The 11555-nt window shown below is 73.3% G+C and carries 2 protein-coding genes; both read left to right on the top strand.

From position 1 onward, the window contains the following. Positions 1 to 9711: type I polyketide synthase (locus tag ACFVFQ_RS37705; protein WP_383425127.1), on the top strand; the 9711-nt coding region annotated here is incomplete at its 5' end. A 45-nt stretch (positions 9712 to 9756) separates the two neighbouring features. Then, positions 9757 to 11555, top strand: a 1799-nt coding sequence (locus tag ACFVFQ_RS37700) for a type I polyketide synthase (RefSeq protein WP_383425125.1), incomplete at its 3' end; no start/stop codon positions are given.

The raw sequence follows: 11555 nt of genomic DNA, 5'->3' as shown, positions 1-11555 counted from the left end.
GTGGAGATGTCGCGGCAGGGTGGTTTGGCGTCGGATGGTCGGTGTAAGGCGTTTGCGGATGCGGCTGATGGTGCGGGGTTTGCTGAGGGTGTGGGGGTTGTGGTGTTGGAGCGGTTGTCGGATGCGCGTCGGAATGGGCATCGGGTGCTTGCCGTGATGCGTGGTTCGGCCGTCAACCAGGATGGTGCGTCGAACGGCCTCACGGCGCCGAATGGGCCGTCGCAGCAGCGGGTGATTCGGCAGGCGTTGGCGAATGCGCGTTTGTCGGCGACGGATGTGGATGTGGTGGAGGCGCATGGTACGGGCACGAAGTTGGGTGACCCGATTGAGGCGCAGGCGTTGTTGGCGACCTATGGTCAGGACCGGGATGCCGATCAGCCGTTGTTGTTGGGTTCGGTGAAGTCCAACATCGGACATACGCAGGCGGCTGCGGGTGTGGCTGGTGTGATCAAGATGGTTGAGGCGATGCGTCGTGGTGTATTGCCGAGGACCTTGCATGTTGATGCGCCGTCTTCGCATGTGGATTGGGCTGCTGGTGCGGTGGAGTTGGTGACGGAGAACCGTCCGTGGCCGGATTCTGGGCGGGTGCGTCGTGCGGGTGTGTCGTCGTTCGGGATCAGTGGCACCAATGCGCATGTGATTGTGGAGCAGGTGCCGGAGGTTGACTCTGGGCGGCCCGAGTCGGAGCTTCCGGATGGTGTGCCGGTGGCGTGGGTGTTGTCGGGCAAGACTGAGGCGGGGTTGCGGGCGCAGGCGGAGCGGTTGCGTTCGTTCCTCGGCGAGCGTCCCGAACTGTCGCCGGTCGATGTGGCGTTCTCGTTGGCGTCGTCGCGGATGGTGTTGGAGCACCGGGCGGTGGTGGTCGGCGCCGACCGGGACGCGCTGCTTGCCGGCGTGGGCTCGGTCGCTTCCGGCGAACCAACTGCTGGCGTGGTCACCGGTACCGGGGTCAGTGTGGGTTCGGGTGCGGTGTTGGTCTTCCCGGGCCAGGGTTCGCAGTGGGTCGGCATGGCGGCGGATCTGTTGGACTCGTCGGAGGCGTTCGCGTCGCGTTGGGCCGAGTGCGAGCGGGCGTTGGCGCCGTTTGTGGACTGGTCGTTGACGGAGGTGGCGCGTTCCACCGACCCGGCTGTGTTGGAACGCGTCGATGTCGTTCAGCCGTTGCTGTGGGCCGTGATGGTCTGCCTGGCGGCAACATGGCAGGCGGCCGGCGTGGAGCCGGCGGCCGTGATCGGTCACAGTCAGGGGGAGATCGCGGCTGCGGTCGTCGCTGGTGCGCTGTCGGTGGAGGACGGCGCGCGGGTGGTTGCCCTCCGTTCGCAGGCGATCACCGCGCTGTCGGGTGCCGGTGGCATGCTGTCCGTTCCGCTCCCCGTCGCCGAGGTGGAATCGGTCCTGGCCGACTACGACGGTCTGGGCATTGCCGCGGTCAACGGCCCGTCCGTGACGGTGGTTTCGGGTGACGCGGCGGCTCTGGACGAGGTGCAGGCCGCCTGGGAAGCAAAGGACATTCGGGTCCGTCGCATTCCGGTGGATTACGCCTCGCACTCCCCGCACGTCGAGGCGCTCCGCGACCGCATCCTGGCCGATCTGGCTTCGATCACTCCGGAGGCGACGTCCGTCGGTTTCTTCTCGACGCTGACGGGCGAACTGACCGACACCGCCGGCCTCGACGCCGACTACTGGTACCGCAACCTGCGCCAGACCGTCCGCTTCCAGGACGCCGTCCAGGCCGCAGTCACCGCCGGCCACACCGTCTTCATCGAAGCCTCCGCGCATCCCGTGCTGACCGTCGGCGTGGAGCAGACCCTCGACGCCGCGGACGCCACCGGCGCCGCCTTCGGCACCCTGCGCCGCGACCACGGCGATCAGGCCCAACTCCTCACCTCCCTCGGCCAGGCGCACCTGCACGGCCTGCCCGTTGCCTGGGAGAAGATCCTCGCGCCGTACCATCCGCGGCGCGTCGACCTGCCCACCTACGCCTTCCAACGCCAGCGCTACTGGTTGGCGGAGCCGGCCGCCGACGCGAGTCGGGCGGTTGATCCCGCGGAAGCCGACTTCTGGCGTGCGGTCGAGAAGGAGGACGTGGGCGCGCTGGCCGACACTCTCATGGTCGAGGGTGACGATGGTGCGGCTCAACTGTCGGCCGTCGTGCCGGTGTTGTCGTCCTGGTGGCGCGGGCGGCGGGAGCGTTCCGCCGTGGACGGCTGGCGCTACCGGGCGACGTGGAAGCCGGCGTCCACGGCCAACGGCGCGCGGCTCAGCGGCCGTTGGCTCGTGGTGACCGCCGAGGGAGAGAGTGCGGGCGAGCTCGCGGCCGCGTGCCGACGGGAACTCGCCGAACGCGGTGCCGACATCGCCGTCATCGACATCGCACCGGACGCCAACGCCCCCGAGCGCGCCGCCCTCGCCGCGCGACTGGCAGAGCTCGCCGGGGAGGACGGCTTCAGCGGCGTCCTGTCGACTCTGGCGCTGGACGCGCCAACCACCCACGCCGACACCGACCCCCAAGCCCCCACGGACGCTCCCCCTCACCCCCACACTCACACCCCCCACCCCCTCCTCCGCACCACGCTTCTCCTCCAGGCGTTGGGCGATGCGGGAGTTGAGGCGCCGTTGTGGGGCGTGACCAGCGGAGCGGTCTCGGTGGGGCGGGCCGACAGGTTGCGGGCACCGGAACAGGCCATGGTGTGGGGGCTCGGGCGGGTGGCCGCCCTGGAGCACCCCGACCGTTGGGGCGGGCTGATCGACCTGCCTGAGGCGGTGGACGAGCGGGTGGGCGCCCGACTCGTCGCCGTACTCGCCGGTGCGGACGGTCTGCGCGGCGAGGACCAGGTGGCTGTGCGCTCCTCCGGGGTCTTCCTCCGCCGGCTGGTCCGCGCCCCGCGAAACCGGCAGACACCCAGGCAGCAGGACCAGAAGCAGAACCAACAGCAGGAGGCCGGGTCGCAGCGCCAATGGCAGCCCTCCGGCACCGTGTTGATCACCGGTGGTACCGGGGCGCTCGGTGCGCACCTGGCGCGTTGGGTGGTGCGGGCCGGTGCCGAGCGGGCGTTGTTGCTCAGCCGGCGGGGCGAGGCCGCCCCCGGGGCGGTGGCGCTGCGCGAAGAGCTGGGCGAGCGGGTGGAGTTCGCGGCGTGCGACGTGGCGGACCGGGAGGCGTTGGCGGCCGTGGTGGCCGCGGTGCCGGAGAGCCGGCCACTCACCGGTGTGCTGCATGCGGCCGCGGTGCTCGACGACCGCGTGGTCGACGGGCTGACCCCGGAGCTGTTCGACGGTGTGTTGGGGCCCAAGGCGACCGCGGCCAGGCATCTGCACGAGCTGACCCGGGACCTCGACCTCTCCGCCTTCGTACTGTTCTCGTCGCTGAGCGGCACCCTCGGCAACGCGGGCCAGGCCAACTACGCGGCCGCCAACGCCTACTTGGATGCGTTGGCCGAGCAGCGCCGCGCCGACGGGCTGCCGGCCCTCTCGGTGGGTTGGGGTGCCTGGGCCGGCTCGTTGGCCACCGACACCGCCGTACGGGAAGACCGGATGCGCCGGGCCGGGATGGGTTTCCTCACCCCGGACGGGGGCATCGCCGCCCTTCAGGACGCGCTCGGTCAGTCAGAGGGCACGGTGGCCGTCGCGGATGTGGCCTGGGAGAGGTTCGCCCCCTCGTTCGCGGCCATGCGGCGCAGTCCGCTGCTGGAGGGGATCGAGGAGGCCCAGCAGGCGATGGCGGCCACCGTCGCGGAGGCCGACGGGCCCGAACTGGCGCGCCGGCTGGCCGAGGTGCCGGCCGGCGAGCGGCCGCGGGTGGTCCTCGACCTGGTGCGGGCGCACGCCGCCGCCGTGCTCGGGCACGGCTCCGTCGGTGACGTGGAGCCGAACCGGGCCTTCCGTGAGCTCGGCTTCGATTCGCTCACCGCCGTCGAACTGCGCAACCGGCTGTCGGCCGCCACCGGGATCGCCCTGCCGGCCACGGTGGTCTTCGACTATCCCAACGCCACCGGTATCGCCGAGCACTTGCTGGCCAGTGTGACGGGGACGCAGCCAGACGCCGACGGCAATCCCATGGACGGCAACCTCATCGACGCCAGCCTTGCGCAGGCCAACGTCGGCCACGACGACCCCATCGTGGTGGTTTCGATGGGGTGCCGGTTCCCCGACGGGGTGCGTACGCCGGAGGAGTTGTGGCGGATGCTCGCCGAGGGGCGGGACGGCGTCGGAACGTTCCCCGAGGACCGGGGGTGGCAGCTCGACGCGCTGTTCGACGCCGATCCGGACAGCCACGGGAAGAGCTATGCGCGGCACGGCGCGTTCCTCGACGACCCCGGGGCGTTCGATGCCGCGTTCTTCGGGATCTCGCCGCGCGAGGCGCTGGCGATGGACCCCCAGCAGCGCATCCTGCTGGAGATCTGCTGGGAGGCGATCGAGCGCGCGGGCATCGACCCGGGTTCGCTGCGCGGCACCCAGACCGGGGTGTTTGCCGGCACCAACGGGCAGGACTACACCGCCCTGTTGGCGCATGCGCCCGCCGAGCTGGAGGGCTACACGCTCACCGGCAACGCGGCCAGCGTGGTCTCCGGGCGGATCGCCTACACCCTGGGGTTGGAGGGCCCCGCGGTCAGCGTCGACACCGCCTGTTCGGCGTCGCTGGCGGCGGTGCACCTCGCCGCCCAGTCGCTGCGCTCCGGTGAGTGCTCGTTGGCGCTGGCCGGCGGCGTGACGGTGATGTCCACCCCGAGCGTCTTCGTGCAGTTCTCCCGGCAGCGGGGGCTGGCCGTCGACGGGCGCTGCAAGTCGTTCGCGGGCGGCGCGGACGGCACCGGCTGGGGCGAGGGCGCCGGCGTGGTGGTGTTGGAACGGCTCTCCGACGCCCGGCGCAACGGGCACCCGGTGCTGGCCGTGTTGCGCGGCTCGGCGATGAACCAGGACGGCGCCTCCAACGGCCTGACCGCGCCGAACGGCCCGGCGCAGCAGCGGGTGATCCGCCAGGCGCTGGCCAACGCACACCTCTCCGGCGAGCAGGTCGACGCGGTCGAGGCGCACGGCACCGGCACCAAGCTGGGCGACCCCATCGAGGCCCAGGGCATCATCGCCACGTACGGCCAAGGGCGGCCGGCGGACCGGCCGTTGTGGCTGGGGTCGATCAAGTCCAACATCGGGCACACCCAGGCAGCGGCGGGCATCGCCGGGCTGATGAAGATGGTGCTGGCGATGTCCAGCGGGACCCTGCCGGCCACCCTGCACGTCGACCGGCCCACCCCGCACGTCGACTGGGAGGCCGGCGCGGTCCGGCTCCTCACCCAGGCCCGTGCCTGGCCGGCGGTCGACCGGCCGCGGCGCGCCGCGGTGTCCTCCTTCGGGGTCAGCGGCACCAACGTGCACGTCATCCTGGAACAGGCACCGGAACAAGGGCCAGGACAGGCACCGGAACAGGCGCCAGAACAGGCACCGAACCAGGCACCGTCAGCGAAGTGGCCCGGCGCGGACACCGAGGCGACCCCGGACAGCACTCAGCCCCTCACCCCCACCCCCTGGCCCCTCTCCGCCCGGACCGAGGCGGCGCTGCGGGAACAGGCCGGGCGGCTGCGCGCACACCTGTTGGAGCGTCCCGAGCTGTCGCCGGCGGCCGTTGGGCATGCGCTGGCCACCACCCGGGGGGCCTTCGAGCACCGCGCCGTCGCCATCGGCGGGGACCGCGACGAGCTGCTCGCCGCGGTGGCGGCGCTGGCCGACGGGCGGCCCGACCCCGCAGTCGTGCAAGGGGTCGCCGGCGCCGATAGGGGACGGCTAGGGGTGTTGTTCTCCGGCCAGGGCTCGCAGTATTCAGGCATGGGCCGTGCACTGTGGGAGCGGTTCCCGGTGTACGCCGAGGCGTTCGACGCGGTGTGTGCCCGGATGGACCGGTTGCTTGACCGGCCTGTGCAGGATGTCCTGTGGGGCGCCGACGACGGTGACCTCCATCAGACCGTTTACGCGCAGGCCGGGCTGTTCGCCGTGGAGGTGGCGCTCTACCGACTGATCGAGTCGTTCGGGATCCGTCCCGACGTGCTGATCGGCCACTCGATCGGCGAGATCGCGGCCGCTCACGTCTCCGGAGTGCTCTCCCTCGACGACGCGTGCGTGCTGGTCGCGGCGCGCGGCCGACTGATGCAGGCTTTGCCGGAGGGGGGTGCGATGCTCGCGGTGCAGGTCACCGAGGACGAGATCACCCCGCTGCTGGACGAGTACGACGGCCGGGTCGCGCTGGCCGCCGTCAACGGCCCCTACGCGGTGGTGGTTTCCGGCGACACCGACGCCGTCGAGGCGGTGCGGGAGTGGGCCCAGGAGCAGGGGCGCAAGACCAACCGGCTCAGGGTGTCGCACGCCTTCCACTCGCACCGGATGGAGCCGATGCTCGACGAGTTCGCGGAGCTCATCGCCGGCCTGGACTACCGGCCGCCGCGCATCCCGGTCGTCTCCACCCTCACCGGCCGGGCCGCCACCGCCGACGAGTTGTGCAGCCCGCGGTACTGGGCGGACCAGGTCCGCGGCACCGTGCGGTTCGCCGATGCGGTGCGGACCGCCGCCACCGACGGCGCCACCACCTTCCTGGAGGTCGGCCCGGACTCCGTGCTGGCGGCCCTCGCCGGCACCGCGCTCGTCGACGACGAGCAGGAGCCGGTCACCGTGGCCGCCCAGCGCGCCGACCGCGACCCCGAGCGCACCCTGCTCGGCGCCGTCGGCCGGCTGCACACCATGGGCGTTGCCGTCGACTGGTCACCGGCCCTCGGCAGCCAACGCCGGCTCGCGCCGGTGGAGTTGCCCACCTATGCGTTCCAGCGCGAGCGGTTCTGGGTGAAGCCCGGGCCGTCCCGCGCCGGGGACCTCACGGCGGCTGGGCTCGGCGCGGCCGGGCACCCGCTCCTGGGCGCCGCGGTCACCCTCGCCGACTCCGAGCAGACCGTGCTGACCGGCCGGCTGTCCGTGCGGACCCACCCCTGGCTCGCCGACCACGCCGTCCAGGACGCGGTGCTGCTGCCAGCCACCGCCTTCCTCGAACTGGCCCTGTACGCGGCCGAACAGGCCGACTGCCAAACCGTCGAGGAGCTCAGCCTGGAAGCGCCCCTGGTGCTGCCCGCGGACGAGGCGGTGCAGATCCAGGTGACCGTGGGCGCGCCGGACGCGTCCGGGCGCCGCGCGCTGAGCGTGCACTCCCGGCTCGCCGACGACCCGTGGAACCGGCACGCCAGCGGTTCGGTGCTGCCCGAGGCGACCGGAGTGGACGCCGACGACCTGGCCCAGTGGCCGCCGGCCGGCGCCACCGCGCTCTCCGTCGCCGACTTCCGGGCCGAACTCGCCGGACTGGGCTTCGACTTCGGGCCCGCGTTCCAGGGGCTCCAGGCGGTCTGGCGGCGCGACGGCGAGGTGTTCGCCGAGGTGCGCCTGCCGGAGGAGGTGGCGGCGGACGCCGGCGCGTACGGGCTGCACCCGGCGCTGCTCGACGCCGGGCTCCAGACCGCCGGCATGAGCGGGCTGTTCGCCGACGAGGAGGGCGCGCGGCTGCCGTTCTCCTGGGCGGGTGTCACCCTGCACGCGGTCGGCGCCGACAGCCTGCGGGTGCGGCTGTCGCCGGTCGGCAACGACACCCTGTCGGTGCTGGCGACCGACGCCGCCGGCGCCCCGGTCCTCGCGGCCGGTTCGGTGACCCTGCGGGCGCTCGCCGCGCCGGCGTCCCGGGCCGCGCAGGGCGGCGAGCCGCTGGCCGTCGACTGGATCCGCATCGAAGCGGACGCGACGCCGGACGCGGCGCGCTGGGTCACCCTCGGCCCGGTCGCCGGGCTGAGCAGCGGCCGGACCGGACACCGTCCGCTCCCCGCGTACCCGGACGCCGCCGCCCTGGCCGAGGCGATCGGCGCCGGCGCCGAGGCACCCCGCCTCGCCGTCGCCGAACTCACCGACGACACCGGCCCGGACGCCGACCTGGCCGCCGCCGCACACCGCACCGCGGCCCGGGCGCTCGCCCTGGTCCGGTCCTGGCTGGCCGACGAGCGGCTCGCCGACACCACCCTGGCGGTCGTCACCAGGGGAGCGGTCGGCGTGCTGGCCGACGACGCGGTGCCCGGCATCGCGGCCGCGCCGGTGTGGGGCCTGGTGCGCTCCGCCCAGTCCGAGCACCCCGGCCGGTTCCTGCTGATCGACGCCGACGGCACCGAGATCGGCAACGGCGCCCTGCCGCGGGCCCTTGAGGTCGGCGAACCCCAGGCCGCGGTGCGCGGCGGCGACGTCCATGTGCCCCGCCTCGTCCGCGTCCCGGCCGGACCCGCCGACGGCACCCTTCCCGCCGACGACACCAAAGCGGCCGGGGAGACCGGCACCGGCGCGGAGCACGGGCCGTGGGACACCGCCGGCACCACCCTGATCACCGGCGCCACCGGCATGCTGGGCGGGCTCGTCGCCCGCCATCTGGCCGCCCAACACGGCGTCCGCCACCTGTTGTTGCTCAGCCGCGGTGGTCCGGAAGCGGAGGGCGCCGACGCCCTCCTGGCCGATCTCCGCGCCCTCGGCGCGCAGGCCACGCTGCTGGCCTGCGACGTGGCCGACCGTGCCGCCCTGGCCCGGGCCCTGGACACCGTGCCGGCCGAGGCGCCGCTGACCGCCGTCGTGCACACCGCCGGCGTGGTCGACGACGGCGTCCTCGACACGCTGACCGAGGAGCAACTGACCGCCGTCCTCAGCCCCAAGGTCGACGCCGTGGTCCATCTGCACGAGCTCACCCAGCACCTGAAGTTGTCGGTGTTCGCCGTGTGCTCCGCGGCCGCCGGCCTGTTCGGCGGGCCGGGGCAGGCCAACTACGCGGCCGCCAACACCTTCCTGGACGCCTTCGCGCAGGCCCGCCGGGCCCAGGGCCTCGCCGGCACCTCGCTGGCCTGGGGCATGTGGGCCGCCACCGGCGGGATGACCGGACGGCTCGGCGAACGCGACCTGTCGCGGGCCGCGCGCTCCGGATTCACCCCGATCACCGCGGAAGCCGGCATGGCGCTCTTCGACGCCGCGCTGGGGCAGGACCGCGCGGTCACCGCCCCGCTGCGGCTCGACCTGCCGGCCCTGCGCGCCCGCGCCACCACCGGCGGCGTGCACCCGCTGCTGCGCGGACTCGTCCGCCCGGCGGCCCGGCGGGCGACCCCGTCCACCGCCGCAGCCACCGACCCCGCGGCGCAGCGCGCCGAACTGGCCGCGCTGCCCGAGGCCGAACGCGCCCGAACGCTCCGGGAGTTGGTCCGGGCCCGGGTCGCCGAGGTCCTCGGCCACGCGTCCCCGCTCGCGGTGGACCCGGACCGGGGCTTCCTCGACCTCGGATTCGACTCCCTCGCCGCAGTCGAACTGCGCAACCGCCTCAACGCGGCGACCGGCGTCCGGCTCTCGACCACCGCGGTCTTCGACTACCCGTCGGTCACCGTGCTCTCCCAGCACCTGGGCGACTTGGTCGCACCGGCCGACGGCGGCACCCGCACACCGGTCGGCGAGGAGATCGCCAAGCTGGAAGCGGCCCTGGCCGCAACCGACTTGGCACAGGTGGAGGCGGCCGACATCACCGGCCGACTGCGCCGGCTCCTGACCACATGGCAGGAGAGGGAACGGAGCGCCGCCGGCGACTCCGCGGACCGCGTCGACGCCGATCTCGACGACGCCAGCGCGGAGGAGATCTTCAGCCTTCTCGACGACGAGCTCGGCGCGCCCTGACCGTCGGTGCCAGCAGTCCACAGCTTCTAGGGGGAGTGAACGTCCGTGACGACTGACGCGAGGTACCTGGACTACCTCAAGCGGGCCACCGCCGATCTGCGCGAGACGCGGCGCCTGTTGCAGGAGGCCGAGTCGAGGAACACCGAACCGGTCGCCATCGTGTCGATGAGCTGCCGCTACCCCGGCGGGGTCGCCTCGCCGGAGGAGCTGTGGACGCTGGTTGCCTCGGAGACGGACGCCATCTCGGCGTTCCCGACCGACCGTGGTTGGAACCTGGAGGCGCTGTTCGGCCCCGACGCCGCCGCCTCCTTCGTCAGCGAGGGCGGATTCCTCTACGACGCCGCCGACTTCGACTCGGCCCTCTTCGGCATCTCACCCCGTGAGGCGCTGGCGATGGACCCGCAGCAGCGGCTGATGCTGGAGACCTCCTGGGAGGCCCTGGAGCGCGCCGGCCTGGACCCGACCTCGTTGCGCGGCAGCCGCACCGGTGTCTTCACCGGCGTCATGTACCACGACTACACCGCCGGCGTGCGCGCCGTGCCGGAACAGTCGGCCGGCTTCATGAGCACCGGCAACGCCGGCAGCGTGGTCTCCGGCCGGGTCGCCTACACCTTCGGCCTCGAAGGCCCCGCGGTCACCGTCGACACCGCCTGCTCCTCCTCCCTGGTCGCCCTGCACCTCGCCGTCCAGGCCCTCCGCCAGCGGGAATGCGGACTGGCGCTAGCCGGCGGCGTCGCCGTGATGTCCACCCCCGGCACCTTCGTCGACTTCAGCCGGCAGGGCGGCCTGGCCCCCAGCGGCCGCTCCAAGTCGTTCGCCGCCGCGGCGGACGGCACCGGCTGGAGCGAGGGCGTGGGCGTGCTGCTGCTGGAGCGGCTGTCCGACGCCCAGCGCAACGGGCACCCCGTCCTCGCCGTCATCCGCGGCACCGCCGTCAACCAGGACGGTGCCAGCAGCGGCCTGACCGCCCCCAACGGCCCGTCCCAACAGCGCGTGATCCGCCAGGCGTTGGCCAATGCGCACCTGTCCGGCGAGCAGATCGACGCGGTGGAGGCGCACGGCACCGGCACCAGGCTGGGCGACCCCATCGAGGCCCAGGCGCTGCTCGCGACCTACGGCCAGGACCGGGACACCGGTCACCCCCTCTGGTTGGGCTCGATCAAGTCCAACCTCGGCCACACCCAGGCCGCCGCCGGCGCCGCGGGCATCATCAAGATGGTCCAGGCGATGCAACACGGCGTGCTGCCAAGGACGTTGCACGTCGACGAGCCCACCCCGCACGTGGACTGGTCCGCGGGCGCCGTGGAACTGCTCACCGAGGCCCGCCCCTGGCCGGAGACCGGCCAGGCACGCCGCGTCGGCATCTCCTCCTTCGGTATCAGCGGCACCAACGCCCATGTGATCCTGGAACAGGCACCGGAGCCGGAGGCCGCGGCGGACGAGCCCGTACGGTCGGAAGCGGGCCCGGTGGCGTGGGTGCTGTCCGGCAAGTCCGAGGCGGGCCTGCGGGCCCAGGCGGGGCGACTGGCCGCGTTCCTGGCGGAGCGCCCCGAGGCGGCCCCCGCGGACGTCGCCCTCTCGTTGGCGTCGTCGCGGGCGGCGTTGGACTACCGCGCGGTGGTGGTCGGCGCCGACCGGGACGTGCTGCTGGCGGGCGTCGCCGCGGTGGCGTCCGGCGAGCCAACCCCCGCCGCATTCACGGGCGTTGGGGTCGGTGCGGGCTCTGGCGCGGTGTTGGTGTTCCCGGGTCAGGGTTCGCAGTGGGTTGGCATGGCGGTCGGTCTGCTGGATTCGTCGGAGGCGTTCGCGTCGCGTTGGGCCGAGTGTGAGCGGGCGTTGGCGCC

The sequence above is a fragment of the Streptomyces sp. NPDC057743 genome, from assembly GCF_042798755.1.
Taxonomy (GTDB): domain Bacteria; phylum Actinomycetota; class Actinomycetes; order Streptomycetales; family Streptomycetaceae; genus Streptomyces.
The sequence above is the reverse complement of the archived record's forward strand: the minus strand, read 5'-3'. Positions and strand labels throughout refer to the sequence as shown.